18 protein-coding genes are annotated in these 20,304 nt (G+C 65.6%); 11 read left to right on the top strand and 7 right to left on the bottom strand.

What is annotated here, in order from left to right; genetic code table 11:
• Window positions 1–4 precede the first annotated feature (4 nt).
• The 4 genes from fdhD (at window position 5) to C4S73_RS00165 (ending at window position 3,464) form a co-directional block, all read left to right on the top strand.
• Window positions 5–802 carry a formate dehydrogenase accessory sulfurtransferase FdhD gene (gene fdhD / locus C4S73_RS00180; RefSeq protein ID WP_160115622.1) on the top strand — a complete coding sequence of 266 codons (798 nt, stop codon included), beginning with the start codon at window positions 5–7 and terminating at the stop codon, window positions 800–802.
• A complete protein-coding gene (locus C4S73_RS00175; protein ID WP_103870466.1) occupies window positions 799–1,071 on the top strand; it encodes a formate dehydrogenase subunit delta in 273 nt (90 codons plus the stop codon). The genes fdhD and C4S73_RS00175 overlap by 4 nt, the downstream gene beginning before the upstream one ends.
• Before the next feature lie 99 nt (window positions 1,072–1,170).
• Window positions 1,171–2,829 carry an OFA family MFS transporter gene (locus C4S73_RS00170; RefSeq protein ID WP_103870465.1) on the top strand — a complete coding sequence of 553 codons (1,659 nt, stop codon included), beginning with the start codon at window positions 1,171–1,173 and terminating at the stop codon, window positions 2,827–2,829.
• Between the two features lie 206 nt (window positions 2,830–3,035).
• Window positions 3,036–3,464 (top strand): OsmC family protein, encoded by a 429-nt coding sequence (locus C4S73_RS00165; RefSeq protein ID WP_200827881.1) that lies wholly within the window; start codon window positions 3,036–3,038, stop codon window positions 3,462–3,464.
• A gap of 190 nt (window positions 3,465–3,654) precedes the next feature.
• Here the strand turns inward: C4S73_RS00165 and C4S73_RS00160 are convergent, their stop codons facing one another.
• The 7 genes from C4S73_RS00160 to C4S73_RS00130 all read right to left on the bottom strand — a co-directional run bounded on the left by C4S73_RS00160 (window position 3,655) and on the right by C4S73_RS00130 (window position 12,510).
• Window positions 3,655–4,761: an ABC transporter ATP-binding protein gene (locus tag C4S73_RS00160; protein WP_200827880.1), complete on the bottom strand. Its 1,107-nt coding sequence runs from the start codon at window positions 4,759–4,761 to the stop codon at window positions 3,655–3,657.
• Window positions 4,754–5,743 carry an ABC transporter ATP-binding protein gene (locus C4S73_RS00155; RefSeq protein ID WP_103870463.1) on the bottom strand — a complete coding sequence of 330 codons (990 nt, stop codon included), beginning with the start codon at window positions 5,741–5,743 and terminating at the stop codon, window positions 4,754–4,756. Before C4S73_RS00155 ends, C4S73_RS00160 begins: the two co-directional genes overlap by 8 nt.
• Window positions 5,740–7,245 (bottom strand): amidohydrolase family protein, encoded by a 1,506-nt coding sequence (locus tag C4S73_RS00150; RefSeq protein WP_103870462.1) that lies wholly within the window; start codon window positions 7,243–7,245, stop codon window positions 5,740–5,742. Before C4S73_RS00150 ends, C4S73_RS00155 begins: the two co-directional genes overlap by 4 nt.
• A gap of 217 nt (window positions 7,246–7,462) precedes the next feature.
• Window positions 7,463–8,662, bottom strand: a complete 1,200-nt coding sequence (locus tag C4S73_RS00145) for an amidohydrolase family protein (protein ID WP_103870461.1) — start codon at window positions 8,660–8,662, stop codon at window positions 7,463–7,465.
• A gap of 153 nt (window positions 8,663–8,815) precedes the next feature.
• A complete protein-coding gene (locus C4S73_RS00140) occupies window positions 8,816–9,784 on the bottom strand; it encodes an ABC transporter permease (RefSeq protein WP_103870460.1) in 969 nt (322 codons plus the stop codon).
• Window positions 9,774–10,766: an ABC transporter permease gene (locus tag C4S73_RS00135; RefSeq protein WP_103870459.1), complete on the bottom strand. Its 993-nt coding sequence runs from the start codon at window positions 10,764–10,766 to the stop codon at window positions 9,774–9,776. Before C4S73_RS00135 ends, C4S73_RS00140 begins: the two co-directional genes overlap by 11 nt.
• A gap of 175 nt (window positions 10,767–10,941) precedes the next feature.
• The gene (locus C4S73_RS00130) at window positions 10,942–12,510 is read right to left on the bottom strand and encodes an ABC transporter substrate-binding protein (RefSeq protein WP_103870458.1); all 1,569 of its coding nucleotides are present in this window, start codon (window positions 12,508–12,510) and stop codon (window positions 10,942–10,944) included.
• 252 nt (window positions 12,511–12,762) lie between these two features.
• Here C4S73_RS00130 and C4S73_RS00125 point away from each other — a divergent pair, with 252 nt between their 5' ends.
• The 7 genes from C4S73_RS00125 (at window position 12,763) to C4S73_RS00095 (ending at window position 20,280) form a co-directional block, all read left to right on the top strand.
• Entirely contained in the window at window positions 12,763–13,470 is a 708-nt protein-coding gene (locus tag C4S73_RS00125) for a GntR family transcriptional regulator (RefSeq protein ID WP_103871195.1), read from the top strand.
• A 5-nt stretch (window positions 13,471–13,475) separates the two neighbouring features.
• On the top strand, window positions 13,476–14,165 hold the full coding sequence (locus C4S73_RS00120; protein WP_200827909.1) for a flavin reductase family protein: 690 nt from the start codon (window positions 13,476–13,478) through the stop codon (window positions 14,163–14,165).
• A gap of 134 nt (window positions 14,166–14,299) precedes the next feature.
• Window positions 14,300–15,643: an ABC transporter substrate-binding protein gene (locus tag C4S73_RS00115; RefSeq protein ID WP_200827879.1), complete on the top strand. Its 1,344-nt coding sequence runs from the start codon at window positions 14,300–14,302 to the stop codon at window positions 15,641–15,643.
• A gap of 167 nt (window positions 15,644–15,810) precedes the next feature.
• On the top strand, window positions 15,811–17,532 hold the full coding sequence (locus tag C4S73_RS00110) for an ABC transporter permease (RefSeq protein WP_103870457.1): 1,722 nt from the start codon (window positions 15,811–15,813) through the stop codon (window positions 17,530–17,532).
• 18 nt (window positions 17,533–17,550) lie between these two features.
• Window positions 17,551–18,642, top strand: a complete 1,092-nt coding sequence (locus tag C4S73_RS00105; RefSeq protein WP_103870456.1) for an ABC transporter ATP-binding protein — start codon at window positions 17,551–17,553, stop codon at window positions 18,640–18,642.
• Between the two features lie 238 nt (window positions 18,643–18,880).
• Window positions 18,881–19,699, top strand: coding sequence for an alpha/beta fold hydrolase (locus tag C4S73_RS00100; RefSeq protein ID WP_103870455.1), 819 nt, complete (start codon window positions 18,881–18,883; stop codon window positions 19,697–19,699).
• A gap of 164 nt (window positions 19,700–19,863) precedes the next feature.
• Window positions 19,864–20,280, top strand: a complete 417-nt coding sequence (locus tag C4S73_RS00095) for a c-type cytochrome (protein ID WP_244595374.1) — start codon at window positions 19,864–19,866, stop codon at window positions 20,278–20,280.
• The last annotated feature ends 24 nt before the right edge of the window (window positions 20,281–20,304 follow it).

Raw genomic sequence — 20,304 nt, 5'->3', positions numbered from 1 at the left:
CGCCATGCCGGCCGAGCCTGTCCGCTTCGGCAGCGGGCGGCTCGGGCCCGCAACGGTCGAGGTCGCCGTCGAGGCGCCGGTCAACATCGTCTATGGCAACCTGCCCTATGCGGTGATGATGGCAACGCCGTCCGACCTCGAGGATTTCGTCGCCGGCTTCAGTCTGACCGAAGGCATCGTTCGTTCGGTCGATGAGATCAGGGGTATCACTGTCACGCCCCAGGCCGAGGGTATCGTGGTCACGGTCGAACTCGCGCCCGGCCGGTTCCGCGACCATCTCGCCAGACGTCGGAATCTTTCCGGGCGGACCTCCTGCGGGCTGTGCGGGGTCGAGACCATCGCCGAGATGCCGATGGCCGAAGGCGCAAGTGCACGACGCCAGCCGATCCCCGCCTCCGCGATCGACGCTGCCCTTGCCGCGATCGAGCGGCATCAGCCGCTCAACCAGCTGACCCATGCGGTACATGCCGCCGCGTGGTGCGACGCCAAGGGCGCCATCCTGGCCGCGCGCGAAGATGTCGGCCGGCACAACGCGCTGGACAAGCTCATCGGCGCACGCCTTCACGCCGGGCATGGCACAGCCGAGGGCTTCGTCCTCGTGACCAGCCGTGCCTCCTTCGAGATGGTCGAGAAGGCCGCGATCTTCGGTGCCGGCACGCTCGTCTCGATCTCGGCCCCGACCTCGCTCGCGATCGAGCGGGCCAGGCTGCTGGGCCTGAGCCTCGTCTGCGTTGCCCGCGGCGGTGGCTGCACCGTTTTTGCCGGCGCCCTGCGCCAGGAACTGGAAGCCGAGACACGATGAGCCAGGCCACGCTCCAGCCCGCGAACGGACAGGACGAGCACAGCGCGCAGAAGGCAGCCACGCTGCTGCGCATGGCCGGTCAGATCGCAGAGTTCTTCAAATCCTATCCGGACGAAGAGGCGGTTCCGGCCATCGCCGAGCACATCAACCAATTCTGGAGTCGACGCATGCGCGGGGATTTTCTCGCGTCGTTCGATGCCAATTCCCAGGAACTCCACCCCCTCGTGCGGCGCGCGCTACCACGGATCAAGGCAGTACGGGGCGGATAACGGGGCAGAGCGCGGCCGCAAGGCAGCACATACAGACTATTCAACGAGCCGGAATGCAATCCGGCCCGAACGGCAAAGCTTTGGGGAGAGGGAACTGACATGAGCATAGCGCAGGATATTGGACGGGTCGCGCCGAGCCCGGGATTGCTCGACCGCGAGCGCATCATCGCGAAGGCCGGCTTCAACCGCTGGCTCGTGCCGCCGGCCGCGCTGTGCATCCATCTTTGCATCGGCATGGCTTATGGCTTCAGCGTGTTCTGGCTGCCGCTCAGCCAGGCCATCGGCATCACCAAACCGGTCGCCTGCGCGGCCGATATCGGGTTGATCGGCTCGCTCTTCACCACATCCTGCGACTGGAAGGTCGCCGATCTCGGCTGGATGTACACCCTCTTCTTCGTGCTGCTGGGGTCCTCGGCTGCGATCTGGGGCGGCTGGCTCGAACGCTCCGGGCCCCGCAAGGCCGCCTTCGTCTCGGCGCTGTGCTGGTGCGGCGGCCTGCTGATCTCGGCCATCGGCGTCTACACCCACCAGCTCTGGATGCTCTGGGTCGGCTCCGGCGTCATCGGCGGCATCGGTCTTGGGCTCGGCTATATCTCGCCGGTGTCGACGCTGGTGAAGTGGTTCCCCGACCGGCGCGGCATGGCGACCGGCATGGCGATCATGGGCTTTGGCGGCGGCGCCATGATCGGCTCGCCACTGGCCGACATCCTGATGAACTATTTCAAGACCCCGACCTCGGTCGGCGTCTGGCAGACCTTCGTGGTGATGGCCGCGATCTATTTCGTCTTCATGATGGCGGGCGCCTTCGGCTACCGCATCCCGCCCGCCAATTGGCGCCCCGAGGGTTGGACTCCGCCGGCGACCCAGAACGCCATGATCACATCGGGCCATGTCCACCTCAAGGACGCGCACAAGACCAAGCAGTTCTGGTTGATCTGGACGGTGTTGACCCTGAACGTCTCAGCCGGCATCGGCGTTCTCGGCATGGCCTCGCCGATGCTGCAGGAGATCTTCGCGGGTTCGCTGATAGGCAAGCCCGAGGTGGCCTTTGCCGCGCTCGACGCCGACCAGAAGCGCCAGATCGCCACGATCGCCGCCGCCTTCGTCGGCCTGCTCTCGCTGTTCAACATCGCCGGCCGTTTCTTCTGGGCCTCGCTGTCGGACAAGCTCGGGCGCAAGCTGACCTACGCGACCTTCTTCGGGCTGGGCATCGTGCTCTACGGCCTCTCGCCCTGGGCAGCCAGCATCGGTTCGCTGGCGCTGTTCGTTGCCTTCTTCTGCATCATCCTGTCGATGTATGGCGGCGGCTTCGCGACCGTTCCGGCCTATCTCGCGGATATGTTCGGCACGCAGTTCGTCGGCGCCATCCATGGCCGGCTCCTGACGGCGTGGTCGACGGCGGGCATCGTCGGCCCCGTCGTGGTCAACTACATCCGCGAGGCGCAGATCAATGCCGGCGTGCCGCGCGCGCAGGTCTATGACCGGACAATGTACATCCTGGCCGGCATGCTGGTGGTGGGCTTCCTCGCCAACCTCCTGGTGCGGCCCGTGGCGACCAAATGGTTCATGAAGGATGCGGAAGTTGCAGCCCTTCAGGCCAAGACCGCCAGCGCCAGTGCCGGCGTGCAGACCGGTTCCTTCGGCATCGGCAAGGGCGGGCTGGATGGCACGGCCGCGCTCGCCTGGGCCGTCGTCGGCATCCCGCTGGCCTGGGGTGTCTGGATCACGCTCTCCAAGTCGCTCGCACTGTTCCGCTGAGACGGCAAACACTCATAGCCTGATCGAGGCCCGCATCCTCCGGGGGATGCGGGCCTTTTGCTTGTCAGGCCGACATCGGAAGCTTCGCCTCACCGGCTTATTGGACAACGATCTTGCCGCCCGGCCGAACCAGACGCCGCCTCGCCGGTTGTCCTATGGTCGCGCCGCAATACCGGCGGGCAACAACCAAACAGGAGCGCAGCATCATGAGTATCCAAAAGACGGGCTCGGCCGCATGGTCCGGTGGCATCAAGGACGGCAAGGGCTCGATCTCGACCGAGACCGGCGCGCTCAAGGCCTATCCTTACGGTTTTTCAAGCCGCTTCGAGGGCAAGCCGGGAAGCAATCCCGAAGAACTGCTCGGCGCCGCGCATGCCGCCTGCTTCACCATGGCGCTGTCGCTGATCCTCGGTGAAGCCAAGCTCACAGCGGATTCCCTGGAGACGACGGCAAAGGTGTCGCTCGACAAGGTCGCCGACGGCTATGCCATCACGGCGGTCCATCTGACGCTCAAGGGCAAGGTGCCCGGCACCGACCAGGCCACTTTCGTTGAGCTGGCGAACAAGGCCAAGACAGGCTGCCCGGTCTCGAAGGTCCTCAAGGCCGAGATCACCCTCGAGGCGACGCTGGTCTGACGACCGCGCCTCGCTCTTTCAGAGCATACTGCTTTATTGGGATACGCGGGGTCATCCCGGGTGCAGCGAAGCGGAGACCCGGGATCCATTCCGCTGCGGTGGTCGGTAGGGTTCAGGAATGGATCCCGGATCGGCGCGGCTTCGCCGCTTGTCCGGGATGACTTGGTCCCGACTGGAAGACAGCACGCTCTCAGCCGAAGTGACAGGCCAGCTGCGTCTCGGCGACCTCGCGCAGGATCGGTCTTTCGCTTCGGCAGATGTCGCCGGCCATCGCACAGCGCGGGTGGAAGGCGCATCCGGGCGGCGGCGCGATCGGGCTCGGCACCTCTCCCGACATCGGCCGGCGCTCGCGGTTGGGCTTCTCGACATCGGGAATCGTGTCGAGCAGCAGGCGGGTATAGGGGTGGCGCGGGTGGTTGAAGACCTCCTCGGCCGGCCCGCTTTCGACGAAGCGGCCGAGATACATGATCGCCAGATGGTCCGACATGTGTCTGACGACCGAGAGATTGTGGCTGATGAAAAGATAGGTCAGCCCGAACTCCTTCTGGAGCCTGACCATCAAATTGAGGATCTGCGCCTGCACGGAGACATCGAGCGCCGAGGTCGGCTCGTCGCAGACCAAAAAATCGGCCTCCGTCGCCAGTGCGCGCGCAATCGAGATGCGCTGGCGCTGGCCGCCTGAGAATTCATGGGGAAAGCGCAGGGCATCGCCCCGCGACAGACCGACGATCTCGAGGAGATCGCCGACACGGGCGATGGTCTCCCCCTCATCCTTGCGCAGTTTCAGTTCGCGGATCGGCTCGGCGATGATGTCGCCGACGCGCCAGCGCGGGTTCAGGCTGGCATAAGGGTCCTGGAAGATCATCTGTACGCGCGGCGGCCCGATCGTTCCGTCGGCGCGCGTGATGTCGGCGAAGCGCAGGCTGCCCTCGGTAGGACGCTGCAAGCCGACGACCATGCGCGCCAATGTCGATTTTCCGCAGCCGGATTCGCCGACGATGCTGAAGGTGGTGCCGCGCTCGACCTTGAACGAGATATCCTCGACGGCGCGCAGGACCCGGCGCGGCGAGCGCGAGACGACCCGAGCGAGCCAGGGCTGAGAGACCTCGAAACGGCATGAAGCGCCGTGTACGTCGAGAATGGTAGCGCGTTCCCCACGCGAGCCCTCATCCTGAGGATCGCCGTCAGGCGCGTCTCGAAGGATCGTCGTAGAGGCTACCGAAAATGCTGGAGCATCCTTCGAGACGCCGCTGCGCGGCTCCTCAGGATGAGGGCTCGTTTGGATGGGATCACGCATGGGGTGCCTCCCGCAGCGGGAAATGGCAGGCGGCGGCATGGCGCGAAGGCGGCAGGCCTGGCCTGTGCTCGCGGCAAAAATCGGTGCCGATGCCGCAGCGCGGATTGAAGGCGCAGCCGGGCGGAATCGCGTTCAGGCGCGGCATCGAGCCGTCGATCTGGTTCAGGATCGCATTGCGGGTGTGCACGCTCGGGATCGAGGCCATCAGGCCGGCCGTATAGGGATGGCGCGCCCGACGCGTGACCTCCTCGACCGGGCCGATCTCGACGATGCGCCCGGCATACATCACCGCGACGCGGTCGGCGGTCTCGGCGATGACGCCCATATCGTGGGTGACGAGCATGATCGCCGTGCCGTGCTCGCGGCAGAGCCGCTTCAGCAGCGTCGTGATCTGCGCCTGGATCGAGACGTCCAACGCGGTCGTCGGTTCGTCCGCGATGATCAGCGCGGGCTCGGCGCAAAGCGCGAGCGCGATCACGACACGCTGGCGCATGCCGCCGGAGAACTGGTGCGGGTAGTGGTCGATCCGGGTCTCGGCCGCGGGAATGCCGACCTCCTTGAGCAGGTTGAGCGCGCGCTCGCGCGCCTCGGAGCGGCTGACCGGCAGATGCGTAAGAATGGTCTCGACCAGTTGGTCGCCGACCGTCAGCAGTGGGTGCAGCGAGGTCAGTGGATCCTGGAAGATCGCGCCGATGCGGCGGCCACGCAGCTTGCGCATCGGCTCCGCGGGGAGATTGTCGATGCGCTGCCCGGCGAGATGGATGCTGCCCCCCGCGATGCGGCCGGGCGGATCGAGCAGGCCGATGACGGCCGTGCCGGTGAGCGACTTGCCCGCGCCGGATTCGCCGACCACGCCGAGAATCTCGCCCGGCGCGATGTCGAAGGAGACGCCATCGAGCGCGGTAAGCGGGCCGTGGCGGCCATCGAAGACGATGCGCAGGTCGCGCACCGAGAGCAGCGGCTCTGTGGCAACGGCGTTCATGCTCGTGCCTCCGCACGCTCGACCGGATAGCTCGACGAGAAGATCTCGCTCGCGGCCGGGTGCCCATGGGTGCGTTCGGGATAGCGCGCCATCACACCCTCGAACTGGGATTGCGCCCTCGCCTTGTCGGCTGCCTCGTCGACGCCGGGGATCATGCGGTCCTCCATCACGAAGCGCCCGTCGATGATGACATCAGCAAAATCGCGGCCATGACCGGCGAGCAACATGGTCTGGATCGGATCGATCACCTGTCCCAGATGCGGTCGATCGAGATCGAAGACCGTGATGTCGGCGCGCGCGCCTGGTTGCAGCCGCCCGAGATCGGAACGCCCGAGCGCATCGGCCCCACCGACCGTGGCGGGGTCATAGTAGTCCTCGCTGCGGCAGGCGGCGACATTCCCGGCAAGCGTGCGGGCTAAGATCATGCCGACCTGCATGTTCATGATCATGTCGGGAGGGCTGGTGTCGGTGCCCATGCCGATCTTCAGGCCCATGTCGCGATAGCGCCCGAAATGGTCGATGGCATTGCCGTGCCGGCCGGAGACCAGCGGGCAATGCACGATCGCGGCGCCGGAATCGCGGATGATCTCGAGATCGCGCCCGGGACGCGTGACGAGGCGGCTGCCCGAGACCACGGTGCCGTGGGGCAGCAATGCGCGCTCGTTGAGGAAGCCGAGGCTCTCGAGCCATTCGGGCGGGCTCATGCCGTGCTGGGCCAGCACCAGATCGTATTCGATCTTCGACTGGCAGCAATGCAGCCGCACCGGCACATCGAGCGCACGTCCGGCCTCGGCCGTGCGGCGCAGCAGCTGCGCCGTCGAGGTCTCGATCCGGTCTGGCGCCAGCATCGTGCGGATCAGGCCGCCGGCCGCGCCTTCATGGCGCTCGCAGAAGGCAATCGCCGCGTCGAGTTCGGCGAGCCCCCGTGGCTCGTCGTAATGCGTCGTGATGCGGCCATCGACTTCGACGACCTGATTGCCGGTGCGGTAGGCCGGGCCGAGATAGGTGCGCAGGCCCAGAGCGGCGGAGGCCTCGGCCGCGTCATCGAACTCCTGGGGCGTCTCGCCCCAGGCGCGATAGAACAGCGAGGCGATCGGCAGCGCCGTGGTGATGCCGTTGCGGATCAGCGTCGCGAAGGCGTGCTTCTTCTGGAAGGCCAGCTCCTCGCGCGAATACATCTCGTATGGACCGGCATCGAGATAGCTGCGCGGCCAGACGCGGCCCTTCTTCCAGGCCGGCTGGTTGTCATAGGCGAGGATCGTGGTGTCCAAATCCGAGAGCGCGTCGAGATCGACGAAGCCCGGGCCGATCAGCGCGTTGCCATAGTCGATCCGGCGGGCAATCTCGCCGGAAAAGCGGTGCCCGACGAAGACGACCGCGCCGTCCTCGAAGACGATCTCGCCGTTCTCGATCAGCACATGCCGCCCCCCGCGATGGCCGACGAGCCAGCGCGCGGTCAGCAGGATGCGGCCCTCGGGGCGTTTGGCTGGACGCAGATTCATCGCGCGCCTCCTCGAAGAATTCGCTCGACCAAGCGGCAGGACTCAAGCCCTCCCCCCGCTTGCGGTGGGGAGGGTTGGGTGGGGGGCAGTGCCGCTCGGCGCCACGACGACGAAAGATCGAACCCTGCTTTGCGCCCCCCCATCCCTAGCCCTTCCCCACCGCAAGCGGGGGGAAGGGAACGCGTCGTGCTTCCCGTCCGCTTTTCTGCTCCAGCCGTCACGGTGCGGTCCTGATCGAGACGCCGTCGCGCGCGACGATCTTGCCCGCCTTGACGACGCGGCGCTTGGGCGATCGCGTCACGATCGCCTCCGACAGCGTCTCGCCCGGCAGCATCACGAGATCGGCGGCGCAACCTTCCTTGAGCCCGTAGCCTGCGATCTCCATCACCCTGGCGCCCTCCGCCGTGCAGACGTCGAAGGCCAGCCGCAATTCGTCGTCGCGGCGGAAATTGTTGCGCTGGCCGATGAACATGGCGCGCTCCAGCATGTCGGCATTGCCATATGGGCCCCAGGTGTCGCGGATGCCGTCATTTCCGGAGCAGACGCGGATGCCCTTGGCCAGCAGCGTCTTGACCACCGGCGCCAGACGGCCCGATGGCGCCGTCGTCATGATCGCGATGTCGAGTTCGGCAAGCTGGGCGAGCAGCGGGTCGATCAGGGCCGGATCGGGCGTGCCCAGGCAGAAGGCGTGGCTGATCGTGACCTTGCCGTGCATGCCGAGCGCCCTCGTGCGCTCGCAGATCAGGTCGGTCGAGAAAGCACCCATCTCGCCGGGCTCGTGCAGGTGGATGTCGAGCGGCTTGCCATAGCGCTGGCAGAGCTCGAACACCGCATCGAGATGGCCCTTGGGATCGCGGTCGATGGCACAGGGGTCGAGCCCGCCGACGATCTCGCAGCCGGCCTTCATCGCCTGGTCCATCAGTTCCAGCGTGCCGGGCCGGCGCAGCAGGCCCGATTGCGGGAAGGCGACGAGCTCGATGTCGACGATGTCGCGGTATTCGTCGCGCGTGCGCATCACGCCCTCGACGCCCCAAAGACCATGGTCGGTGTCAACATCGACATGGCTGCGGATATGCGTCGAGCCCATCAGCGAGGACTGGATGCTCTGCCGGGCCGACTGGATGTAGGGATCGATATTGAGCCGGCGCTTGTTCAGGCGCTCATTGTCGATCTTGTCGAGCAGCTTGGGGCCGACTTCGTTGGTGTACCAGGGCAGGCCCCACAGGCTCTTGTCGAGATGGGTATGGGCCTCGACCAGGCCGGGGATGACGATCTCGCCGCGGCCATCCTCGACTGGAACGCCTGCCGGTGGGTCGATGCCGAGGGCGACACGCGTGATCTTTCCATTTTCGACCAGAATGTCGGTGGCGGCTTCGCCATAGGGACGGACGTTTCGCAGCAGGATTGAGGCAGTCATTTCAGGCGTTTCCTCTTTAGTTTTTTAGTGCGTCACGGTCGGGCTTGCGGCTCTCGTCATTGCGAGCGCAGCGAAGCAATCCAGCGGACGTCGAGTGCTGCCGTTCCTGGATTGCTTCGCTGCGCTCGCAATGACGGAAGGGTTCACGCGACCTCACCTCAGCTTCGGGTTCAGCGCGTCACGCAGCCAGTCGCCGAGCAGGTTGACCGAGAGCACGATCAGCCCGAGCTGGAGCGAGGGGAAGACGACGAGCCACCAGGAGCCGGAGAAGAGATACTGGTTGCCGATGCGGATCAGCGTGCCCAGCGAGGGCTGAGTGATCGGCATGCCGACGCCCAGGAAGGAGAGCGTCGCCTCCGACAGGATGGCCAGGCCGAGATTGAGGGTGGCTGCGACCATCACAGGCGTCAGCGTGTTCGGAAGGATGTGCCGACGCATGATCCGGGTCGACGCGACCTTGATGATGCGCGCCGCCAGCACATATTCCTTGCGGCGCTCGACCATGGTCGAGGCACGCACCGTGCGGGCATATTGCACCCAGTTGGTCAGCGAGATCGAAACGACGAGCACGACCGCCGCGAAGGGCTCGCGCAGGTTAGGGGGCAACAGCTCCCGGAAGATCGCGCTGACCAGGATCGCCATCAGCAGCGTCGGGATCGAGAGGACGGTGTCGCCGAGCCGCATCAGCAGATTGTCGATGCGGCCGCCATGAAAGCCGGCGACGAGGCCGATGGTGACGCCCAGCCCCATCGAGACGATGACGGCCGCGAGCCCGATGATCAGCGAGACGCGCGTGCCGTAGAGGATGGCCGAGAGCACGTCGCGGCCCTGCGGGTCGGTACCGAGCAGAAAGGGCCATTCGCCGTCCTTGCTCCAGATCGGCGGGATCTCGGCCTTGTCGATGAAGACCTGGGCGAGGTCATGCGGGTTTTGCGGCGCAATCAGCGGCGCGAGAAACGCCGTCGCGATCAGCAGGGCCAGCACCAGCGCCGAGAGCCAGGCTGCAGGCGTGCGCCGGAAGCTCCAGCCGATATCGCTGTCGAGGAAGCGGCACAGGCGGCCAGGCTTCCTGACCTCCAAGAGCTTGCCGGTCTCGACAGGTTTTGCAGTTTCAGCGGGCATTGGCTGCTCCCGTCACCGCATCCTCGCGCAGGCGCGGATCGACATAGGCATAGAGGAGGTCGACGGCTGTGTTCAGCGAGACGAAGATGAACGAGACCACGATCAGATATGCCGCCATCACCGGAATATCGACGAAGGTCACGGCCTGCACGAAGAGCAGCCCCATGCCCGGCCACTGGAACACCGTCTCTGTCACCAGCGCGAAGGCGATGAGATTGCCGATCTGGAGGCCGGTCACGGTGATGACCGGCATCAGGCAGTTGCGCAGCGCGTGGCTGAAATGGACCGAACGCGAGGGCAGGCCGCGCGCGCGGGCAAAGCGGATGAAATCCGTGCGCATCGTCTCCAGCATCTCGGCCCGAACGAGCCGCATCACCAGCGTGATCTGGAAGAGCGAGAGGGTGATGCCGGGCAGGATCAGGGCGAGCCGCCCCGACGGGGTCAGGAGGCCGGTGCTCCACCAGCCGATCTGCACGACCTCGCCGCGCCCGAACGCCGGCAGCCATTGCAGCGTCACCGAGAACAACAGGATGAAGAGGATGCCGAGCGCGAAGCTCGGCAGCGAGACGCCGAGCACCGAGATGAACTGCAGCGCCTTGGCGAACGGGCTGTCGCGTTTGATCGCCGTGTAGACGCCGAGCGGGATGCCGATAGCGAGCGAGAGGAAAGTCGCGACCAGCACGAGTTCGAAGGTCGCCGGGAAGCGCTCCGCGATCAACGTAAAGACATCCTGCTGGTTGCGATAGGAGATGCCGAAATCGCCGCGCAGCGCATTGCCGACGAAGGTCGCGAATTGCAGGACGAAGCCCTTGTCGAGGCCGAGCCGCACCCGCAACTCGTCGCGCTGGGCCTGGCTCGCCTGCTCGTTCAGCATCAGCTCGACGGGATCGCCGACGAAGCGGAAGATCAGAAAGGCGAGGAAGGCGACCGCAAGCATGACGCCGGCCGCGTTCAGCAATCGTTTCAGCAGGAAGCTCGGCATCGGCTGCTCCTTTTATCCGACGTTTCCCCTCAGCCCTCATCCTGAGGAGCCATTTCGCGAGAAATGGCGTCTCGAAGGATGTCCCCGGAGGCTCGGGAACCATCTGGACCACCCTTCGAGACGCCGCTTCGCGGCTCCTCAGGATGAGGGCTGAGGGATAGATGCGGTCAGCCCCTCACTTCATCATGGTCAGCCAGAGACGCGGCTTGTTGTCGGAGGCCTGCACCGTCGAGGCCACGCTGTTGCGCATCGCCCAGGCCATCGGCTGCTGGTGCAGCGGAATGAACAGATGCTCGGCCTTGGCGATCTTGAGCGCCTCCATCATCATGGGGATGCGCTTGGCATCGTCGAGCTCGACGCCGGCCTTGTCGATCAGCGCGTCGATGCGGGGATCACCCCAGTTGCCCCAGTTGAAGACGCCCCCGGTGCCATTTTTTGAACGCAACACCTGCACCAGCAGCGAATAGGCGTCGATCATCGGCTCGTTGGCCCAGCCGAAGGAAATCACGTCGAAATCGCCCTTGACCCGTTTCGGCGTCTGCTGGCTGCGCGGTGCGAGGCTCAAATTTGGCTTCAGGCCGGCGCGCGACCACATCGAGGCGACCGCCTGGCAGAACTCCTCCTCGTTGACGAGCGAGTCGCTCTGGCAGTTCATCTGGAAGGAGAAGCCGTTGGGATAGCCTGCCTCCGTGAGCAGCTTCTTGGCGCCGTTCAGATCGAAGGGCAGGCGCGCGTCCTGAGACGGCTCGTAGCCCGGAATGGCCGGGGCAACGAGCGCTCCGGTGTTGCGCGAGAGACCGCGCATGGCGCGCTTCTGCACGGCGTCGATGTCGATGGCGCGGTAGAGCGCCTCGCGCACCCGGACGTCCTTCAGTGGGTTCTTGTCCTTGATGTCGCTCTCGACCAACGCGTCCTTGAGGTTGAAGGCGAAGAAGACCGAACGCAGCTCGTTGGTCTGCAGCACCTTGACGTCAGGGGAAGCGGAAAGCCGCGGCAGATCCTGCAGCGGCGCGACATTGGTGAAGTCGATCTCGCCGGAGAGCAGCGCGGCGACGCGGGTCGATGCCGAGGCGATCGGCAGGAACTCGATGATGTCGATATTATGCTGCGGCTTGTCCCACCAGTTCGGGTTCTTGACATAGACCGTTTTAGCGTCGGCGCGGCGGCTCTCGACGACGAAAGGTCCGGTGCCGTTGGCGTTGTCGGTGGCGTAGCCCTTCACGCCCTTCCCGGAATCGGTCGGCAGCAGCGAGTTGTTCGCGACCAGCCATTCCTTGTCGAAGACGAAGATATTGGTGAGGTCGTTGAGCAGCAGCGGATAGGGGCCGTTGACTTCGATCTCAACGGTCAGGTCGTCGATCTTCTTCGACGATTTATAGGCTGGCAGATTGCCCTTCAGCGGCGAGTCCGGATGTGTCACGCGCTCCAGCGAGGCTATGACGTCGTCGGCGGTGAACGGGTTGCCGTTATGGAATTTGACGTTGGGGCGCAGCTTGAAGCGCCAGACAGTCGGCGACACCGTCTCCCAGCTCTGCGCCAGCGCCGGCTCGATCTTGAGGTCGCCGGTATAGCGCACCAGCCCCTCATACACGTGGTTCAAGACCGAGAGCGTGAAGGTGTCACCATAGGAGTAAGGGTCGAGCGAGGCGATCTCGCGTGCGGCGCCCCATTTCAGCGTCTTCGCTTCGGCCATGCCGCTCAGCGAGAAGGCAGCCACGGCCGCCAGCAACCAATGCCTCTTCATCGACCTCTCCTCTTGAAGAGCTCCGGCGCCTGTTGACGCTCGCTGAGCTCGCTACCCCTCGTCACTGCCGCTTTTTTAGGCCGGTCGGCTGTTTGTGCGGCATTTCGTGTGCGATTAATAATCAATATTGCATACGATAGTGATATCGTATTGTATGCGATTATCGAACACAAGTGGAAAGCTGGAGCAGTGCGGAATCCCGTGACATGGATTGAGCCTCAGAAGGCCGAACCGAACCAGAAACGGGACACCATGACGCCCCCCCGCGCTCCGGGATTGCGTGCGCAATCCGTCTACAACGCGCTCCGGCGCGCCATCATCGAACAGGCGCTGAAGCCTGCCATGAAGCTGCCGGAGGATTCGATCGGCGAGCAGCTCGGCGTCAGCCGCACGCTGGTGCGCGAGGCGCTGGGGCGCCTGGCCGTCGAGGGGCTCGTCGAACTCAAGCCCAATCGCGGCGCCTCCGTGGCCTATCCGACGCTGGAGGAGGCGCGCGACGTCTTCGACGTGCGCCGCGGCCTGGAGCGCCTCGTCGCCGAGAATCTCGCAGGCCGCCTCACCGCGGCGCAGGCTGCGGAGCTGGAAGCCCATGTCCGCCAGGAGGAAATGGCGCATGGCCGCGACGGGCCGGAATCGATCCGCCTCTCCGGCGAATTCCACATCAAGCTCGCCGAGATGACCGGCAATGCGCTGCTGCTGCGCTATGTTCAGGAGGCGTCCTCGCGCTGCTCGCTGATCCTTGCGATCTACGGGCGACCGCATTCGTCGGAATGCGCCGTGTCGGAGCATCGGCAATTGATCGAGGCCCTGCGCGACGGCGACGCCGCACGCGCCGCCCATCTGATGGACCACCATCTGCAGTCCGTCGTGACACGGGCGCTGCTGACGCCGCGCGCCGAACGCGACATCCGGGACCTGCTTGCCCCTTACGCCCTCAGCGAAGGACTGACTTCACCGTGACCGACATGCTGACCACACCGGGAGCGGCGCGCGAGGCCGCATCGATCGTGACCTTCGACTTCGCGACGCTTACGCCGCGCGAGCGCTACAAGCTGCTGATCGGCGCGGTGGTGCCGCGCCCGATCGCGCTGGTGACGACGGTCGATGCGAACGGTGTCGTCAATGCCGCGCCGTTCAGCTTCTTCAACTGCCTCTCGGCCGATCCCGCGATCCTGGCGCTTGGTGTAGAATACCGCCCGACCGGCGGACAGAAGGATACCGGGCGCAATGTCCGGGACACGCTGGCCTTCACCGTCAATATCGTCTCGGACGCGCTGGTCGAGGGCATGAACATCTGCGCCACGCCGTTCGAGCCGGGCATCGACGAGTTGGAGCAGGCGGGCTTAACCGCGATGCCCGGCGTCAAGGTGCCCTGCCCCTGGATCGGCCAGGCGCCGGCCGCCTTCGAATGCCGCCACCACACCAGCCTCGGCATCGGCAATTCGCGCGAGATCATCCTGGGCGAGGTCGTTTATGCGCATTTCCGCGCCGACACGATCGATGCCGACAGGCATTATGTCGACCCCGTCGCGCTCGATGCCATCGGCCGCATGGGCGGACAGGGCTATGCGACGACGCGGGATTATTTCGACCTGCCGACCATGCCGGTTGCGACCTGGCAATCGGACCCCGGGGCGGCGAACAGGCGCCGCTGAGGCGCATGTCGGCAGCTCGCTGCACCGCCCTATTCGATTATGACTGTTTTATAACTTTGCGACGCTGCCTCCCTATTGTCTAATGGGCGCGATCGGCCTCGACGCCGACCACGTTTATAAGCCGGGAGGATATGATGATTTCACGCAGGGCCGCGATTGCGGCCAGCATCGGGCTGAGCCTTGTTGCGCCGGCAGCACTGGCGCAGGCTCCCTCGGGCCAAGCGCCTGTCGGCAAGGTCACCGTGGTGACCTCCTTTTCGAAGGATGTGACCGACCCCATCAAGAAAGCCTTCGAGAAGGCGGTGCCCGGCGTTTCCCTGGAGGTCCAGAACCGCAACACCAATGCGGGCGTGAAATATGTCGAGGAAACCAAGGCGAACAATCAGGTCGATCTGTTCTGGGCCTCGGCGCCCGACGCCTTCGAGGTGCTCAAGGGCAAGAAGCTGCTGACAGCCTACAAGCCGAAGGCGACCGGCATTCCCGAGAAGATCGGCTCCTACCCGATCAATGATCCGCAGGGCTTCTATGCAGGCTTCGCCGCGTCCGGCTACGGCATCATGTGGAACGAGCGCTATGCCAAGGCGAACAAACTGCCCGATCCCAAGGACTGGCAGGATCTGGCCAAGCCGATCTTCTACGATCATGTCTCGATCGCCTCGCCCGCCCGCTCGGGCACGACGCATCTGACGATCGAGACCATTCTCCAGGGCGAGGGCTGGGAGAAGGGCTGGCGCACGATCAAGGAGATGTCGGGCAATTTCCGCACGATCACGGATCGCTCCTTCGGCGTGCCCGAGGCGGTCAATTCCGGGCAGGTCGGCGTCGGCATCGTCATCGATTTCTTCGCCTTCTCGGCGCAAGCCTCGGGCTTCCCGGTCAAGTTCGTCTACCCGACCGTCACCACCGTCGTGCCCGCCAATGTCGGCATCATCGCCAACCCGCCCAACAAGGCGGCGGCCGAGGCCTTCGTCGAGTTCCTGCTCTCGCCCGCCGGCCAGGAGGTGCTGCTCGAGCCCGGCATCCGGCGCCTGCCGGTCAATCCAGCCGTCTACGCCAAGGCCGGAGCGGATTATCCCAACCCCTTCACCGATCCGCGCTTCCAGAAGATGATCGGCTTCGATGTCGACAAGTCGGAGGCCCGGACTGCGGTCGTCGACACGCTGTTCGACCAGTTGATCTCGTTTCAGCTCGACGCGCTCAAGGGCGTGACCAAGACGCTGCACGAGGTCGATGCAGCGCTCGTGAAGAAGCCCAACCCGCAAGCCAAGGCGCTGGCCGACGAGGCCCGCAGCCTGATCGCGGCGCTGCCCGTCACCGAGGCGCAGGCCGCCAGTCCCGAGCTGCGCGGCGCCTTCACCGGCGCCAAGGAGAAGGGTGCCCGGCAGGCCGAGGTCGAGGCGCAATGGGCGAGCTTCGCGCGCGACAACTACGCCAAGGCGAAGGCCAAGGCGGAGGAAGCGCTGAAGGCGGCGAAGTAAGGCTGTTCAACCTCCGCCGTCATCCCGGACAAGCCGCATAAGCGGCGCCGATCCGGGATCCATCGTAGAGCGCAGTTCCCTCCGATGGATCCCGGATCTCCGCTTCGCTGCGTCCGGGATGACGGCGCGCGTGGAATCACGGCTACAGCCTCAATCGGATATCGACGATGACCGCCGTTCCCATCCCAGCTCCCGCCCCCCGCGCCCGGCGCCTGTCGGCCACGCCCGGGCAGATCGCGCTCGCGCTCGCCATCGCGGCGTTCCTGATGCTGTTCCTGGTGTTGCCGGTGGCGACGGTGATCTATGTCGCCTTCACCGAGAAGGGCACGGGCACGTTCACGCTCGTCAATTTCTACGATTTCGTCCGCACCGAGCTGTTTATGCGCTCGCTGTGGAACTCGTTCTACGTCTCGGCGATGTCGGTGGTCTGGTCCTCGGTCTTCGCTTTGCCGCTGGCCTATCTGACGACGCGCTTCGCCTTTCGCGGGGCGGCGCTGGTGCAGACGCTCGGCTTCCTGCCGCTGATCATGCCGCCCTTCGTCGGCGCGGTGGCGATGCAGCTGTTCTTCGGGCGAAACGGCTCGGTCAACCTGCTGCTGGATGACTGGTTCGGCTTCAAGATCGACTTCATGGAGGGGCTGAACGGCGTCATCTTCGTCCAGTCGGTGCATTATTTCCCGTTCATCCTGATCAATCTCTCGGCCGCGCTGCGCAATATCGACCGTGCGATGGAGGAGGCCGCCCAGAATCTGGGCTCATCGGGATTCAGGCTGTTCCGGCGCATCGTCTTCCCGCTGGCGATGCCGGGCTATCTCGCCGGCGCCTCGCTCGTCTTCGTCAAGGTCTTCGACGACCTCGCGACGCCGCTTTTGCTCAACGTCAAGGACATGCTGGCGCCGCAAGCCTATCTGCGGGTGACCTCGATCGGCATCGCCGACCCGATGGGCTATGTCATCTCGGTCGTGCTGATCGTGGCCTCGGTCGTCGCGATGTGGCTTTCGGCCCGGGCGCTCAGGGGGCGCGACTACGCCACGACGCAGCGCGGCGGCGGCGGCCTCGCCAAGCGCGTCATGACGCCGATGGAGGCGATCCTCGGCTATGGCGTCGTCATCCTGATCCTGGCGCTGGTGCTGGCGCCACATCTGGGCCTGCTGCTCTTGTCCTTCGCGACGATCTGGTCGTTCTCGCCGCTGCCCGACGCCTTCACCACCGCGCATTACGCTCGCGTCTTCGGCGAGAGCTCGCTCTACATCAAGAATACGCTGATCTATGCGTCGATCGCCGGCGGTATCGATGTCGTGCTCGGCGTCGCCATAGCCTATCTCGTGCTGCGCACGAAACTGGTCGGGCGCGAATGGCTCGACTGGATGGCGTCGGCGGCGCTCGCCATCCCCGGCGTCGTGCTCGGCATCGGGTATCTCAGGACCTTCTACGGCGTCACTCTGCCGGACGGGACGCCGCTTGCCTCGCTCTGGATCACCATCGTGCTGGCGCTGGCGATCCGGCGCCTGCCTTATGCCCTGCGCGCCTGCTATGCGGCGCTTCAGCAGATCTCGGTCTCGCTGGAGGAGGCGGCCGAAAACCTCGGCGCGACCAAGGCCCGGACCGTGCGCCGGGTCGTGGTGCCGCTGATGGCCGGCGGCATCCTCGCCGGTTTCGTCACCTCGTTTTCGACGGCGGCCGTCGAACTCTCGGCAACGCTCATGCTGGTCCAGTCGAACTCGGACGCGCCGCTGGCCTACGGGCTTTACGTGTTCATGCAGTCAGCGGCCGGACGCGGGCCCGGCGCGGCGCTGGGCGTCGTCGCCGTCATCCTCGTCGCGGCCTGCACCTTCCTCTCGCATCTCATCATCGAACGCAGCCAGAAGGCCAAGGGCATGGGACATTGATTGGCATGGGACATTGATATGAACGCCATCGCATCTCTCGCCACGCCCGCCGTCTCCGTCGATATCGAGGGCGTCAACCTGTCCTATGGCGACAACCATGTCCTCAAGGACGTCAATCTCGCGATCCAGCCCGGCGAATTCTTCGCCTTTCTCGGCCCCTCGGGCTGCGGCAAGACCACGCTGCTGCGCCTGATCGCCGGCTTCAACCAGGCCGATACGGGCCGCGTCCTGATCGGCGGCAGCGATATCTCGCCGCTGCCGCCATGGAAGCGCGATGTCGGCATGGTCTTCCAGTCCTATGCGCTCTGGCCGCACATGACCGTGCGCCGCAACGTCGCCTTCGGACTGGAGGAACGGGGCGTGTCGCGCGCCGAGGTGGAGCGGCGCGTCGGCGTCGCGCTTGATCTCGTGGGCCTGGGCCATCTCGGCGACCGACGGCCCTCGCAATTGTCCGGCGGCCAACAGCAGCGGGTCGCGGTCGCCCGCACGGTCGCGGTCGAGCCCAAGGTGCTGCTGCTCGACGAGCCGCTCTCCAATCTCGACGCCAAGATGCGCGTGCAGGTGCGCCGCGAATTGCGCGACCTGCAGCAGCGGCTCGGGCTGACGACGATCTTCGTCACCCATGACCAGGAAGAGGCGAACACGATCTGCGACCGTATCGCCGTGATGAATGACGGCACAGTCCAGCAGGTCGGCACGCCCATGGAGCTCTATGAGCGCCCCGCGAACCTGTTCGTCGCGAACTTCCTGGGCACCGCCAACATCCTCGAAGGGCGAGTGAAGGGAACAGGGGCCGACCGCATCTTCGAGATCGAGGGCGGCATCAGCGTTCCCGTTCCGCCCGGTGCCGTTATTCCCGAGGGAGCAAAGCTCGTCTTCCGGCCACAGCATGCCGAACTCGGACTGCGCGAGCCGAGCGATACCGCTTCGATCGCGCTGCCCGGAATCGTCTCGCATCGCGAATTCCTCGGCGCCAGCGTGCGTTACGGCGTGCGTGTCGGAGCCACAGAAGTCGCCGTCGACCAGCCGTTCCATTCCGGCGAGGGACTGCACGACATCGGCGCGGCGGTCTCGCTGACCCTGCCGAAGACATCGATGATCTGGCTCTGAAGCCCTCGGCGCGTGAACTAAAACAACCGCGCGCCCTGCGTCGACCGCGTCCCGCCCCCGCCATTGCCGCCATGGCGGCGACGCGCCGGCTGCGCCATCCTCACATCGCTTGCCCGGCTTTGCAGTTGCGCGGCGGGCAAGATAGCGAGGGCGATGAGTCGCACGGGGAGGATACGCCAATGATCGAACAAGAGCGCCAACAGCGCACGGTCGGGCAATGCGCCCTGTCAGGTCGACCATGAATACGACAGCGAGCCCGGCCCGCTTCGAGGCCACCACCAGTGACGGTGCCGTCCTGCATGCCTTTCAGGAGGGCCATGGACAGACCCTGCTGCTGATCAGCGGCCTGAGCGGCACGGCCGGGTTCTGGAACGATATCGCATCGACCTTTGCGCGCTCGTTCCGCGTCATCCGTTTCGACCAGCGCGGGATCGGCGGGAGCACGCGCGGCGACGCGGAGTGCACCATCGACCGGCTGGCCGAGGATTGCCTTGCCGTGCTCGATGCGGCCGGCATTCAACGGGCCGTCGTGCTCGGCCATTCGACCGGCGGCTGCATCGGCCAGGCGCTGGCGCGGCAGGTGCCCGACCGTCTCGACGGCCTGATCCTCAGCGCCTCCTGGCTGCGGCCAAGCCTGTATATGGGCGGGCTTTTCGGGGCGCGCCGGGCCATCGTCGACGCCGACCCGCACGCCTATGCCGCGACATCCGTGCTGTCGGCCTATCCGCCGGCCTGGATCGAGGCGAACTGGCACATCTACGAGGCCGGGCTGGAAGCGGCGCCGATGACGCCACATGCCAAGACGGTGGTGCGCGAGCGCATCGACGCCCTGCTCGCCTTCGACGGCTCGGCGGCGATCGCCTCGCTGATGATGCCGATCCTGATTCTGGGCGCGCGCGACGACATGGTCGTGCCGGCCTTCCTGCAGGAGGCGCTTGCCGCCGCTTTGCCGGGATGCCGGAAGACCATGCTCGATTCGGGCGGGCACCTGTTTCCCGTCTCGCGGCCGGACGCCTTCACCGCGACGGTCGCCGAGTGGGTCGGGGAATTGCGCTGACGCGAAGGTCCCTCGGACAAGCGCGGTCGCGTCAGCCCTGAGCGGCGGGGGCGGCCGGTTTGTCGCCGCGTCGAATTGGCTCATCCGCGCGACCTGCGCCGCGCGCTATGTCAGCGTTCTAAAGTAGCAAGGCCCCAACCGGCCCCGCACTCGAAGGACGCCTCATGCAAGCCCTCGTCATGCAAACGCTCGCCCGCACCGCGCTTTTCGCATCGCTGCTGTTTACGCTCCCGGCGCTGGCCCAGGATGCGGGGACAGGCGATGCCAGCGCAGGCGAACGCTCCTGGAACAAGTGCCGCGCCTGCCACCAGATCGGCGAAGGCGCCAAGAATCTCGTCGGCCCCCAGATGAACGGGCTGTTCGGCAGGCACTCGGGCACGGTTGAGGGCTACAGCTTCTCGGCAGCCAACAAGGCATCGGGCATCACCTGGGATGAGGCCGTCTTCGCCGAATACATAAGGGATCCCAAGGCGAAGATTCCGGGCACGAAGATGATCTTCGCCGGCATCAAGAACGAGAAGGAAATCCGGGACCTGACCGCTTTCCTCAAGCAGTTCGACAAGGACGGCAAAAAGCTGTGAACAGGAATCCGCGCGCGGTGCGTT

Source organism: Allobosea lathyri, assembly GCF_900108245.1.
GTDB classification, from domain to species: Bacteria; Pseudomonadota; Alphaproteobacteria; order Rhizobiales; family Beijerinckiaceae; genus Allobosea; species Allobosea lathyri.
Note: the sequence above shows the minus strand (reverse complement) of the source record. Positions and strands in the feature narration are given on the sequence as shown.

Bases quoted from the DNA above. Each gene is read 5' to 3' on its own strand.
- fdhD (WP_160115622.1), top strand. From the start codon at position 5: ATGCCGGCCGAGCCTGTCCGCTTCGGCAGCGGGCGGCTCGGGCCCGCA.
- C4S73_RS00175 (WP_103870466.1), top strand. From the start codon at position 799: ATGAGCCAGGCCACGCTCCAGCCCGCGAACGGACAGGACGAGCACAGC.
- C4S73_RS00170 (WP_103870465.1), top strand. From the start codon at position 1,171: ATGAGCATAGCGCAGGATATTGGACGGGTCGCGCCGAGCCCGGGATTG.
- C4S73_RS00165 (WP_200827881.1), top strand. From the start codon at position 3,036: ATGAGTATCCAAAAGACGGGCTCGGCCGCATGGTCCGGTGGCATCAAG.
- C4S73_RS00160 (WP_200827880.1), bottom strand. From the start codon at position 4,761: ATGCGTGATCCCATCCAAACGAGCCCTCATCCTGAGGAGCCGCGCAGC.
- C4S73_RS00155 (WP_103870463.1), bottom strand. From the start codon at position 5,743: ATGAACGCCGTTGCCACAGAGCCGCTGCTCTCGGTGCGCGACCTGCGC.
- C4S73_RS00150 (WP_103870462.1), bottom strand. From the start codon at position 7,245: ATGAATCTGCGTCCAGCCAAACGCCCCGAGGGCCGCATCCTGCTGACC.
- C4S73_RS00145 (WP_103870461.1), bottom strand. From the start codon at position 8,662: ATGACTGCCTCAATCCTGCTGCGAAACGTCCGTCCCTATGGCGAAGCC.
- C4S73_RS00140 (WP_103870460.1), bottom strand. From the start codon at position 9,784: ATGCCCGCTGAAACTGCAAAACCTGTCGAGACCGGCAAGCTCTTGGAG.
- C4S73_RS00135 (WP_103870459.1), bottom strand. From the start codon at position 10,766: ATGCCGAGCTTCCTGCTGAAACGATTGCTGAACGCGGCCGGCGTCATG.
- C4S73_RS00130 (WP_103870458.1), bottom strand. From the start codon at position 12,510: ATGAAGAGGCATTGGTTGCTGGCGGCCGTGGCTGCCTTCTCGCTGAGC.
- C4S73_RS00125 (WP_103871195.1), top strand. From the start codon at position 12,763: ATGACGCCCCCCCGCGCTCCGGGATTGCGTGCGCAATCCGTCTACAAC.
- C4S73_RS00120 (WP_200827909.1), top strand. From the start codon at position 13,476: ATGCTGACCACACCGGGAGCGGCGCGCGAGGCCGCATCGATCGTGACC.
- C4S73_RS00115 (WP_200827879.1), top strand. From the start codon at position 14,300: ATGATTTCACGCAGGGCCGCGATTGCGGCCAGCATCGGGCTGAGCCTT.
- C4S73_RS00110 (WP_103870457.1), top strand. From the start codon at position 15,811: ATGACCGCCGTTCCCATCCCAGCTCCCGCCCCCCGCGCCCGGCGCCTG.
- C4S73_RS00105 (WP_103870456.1), top strand. From the start codon at position 17,551: ATGAACGCCATCGCATCTCTCGCCACGCCCGCCGTCTCCGTCGATATC.
- C4S73_RS00100 (WP_103870455.1), top strand. From the start codon at position 18,881: ATGAATACGACAGCGAGCCCGGCCCGCTTCGAGGCCACCACCAGTGAC.
- C4S73_RS00095 (WP_244595374.1), top strand. From the start codon at position 19,864: ATGCAAGCCCTCGTCATGCAAACGCTCGCCCGCACCGCGCTTTTCGCA.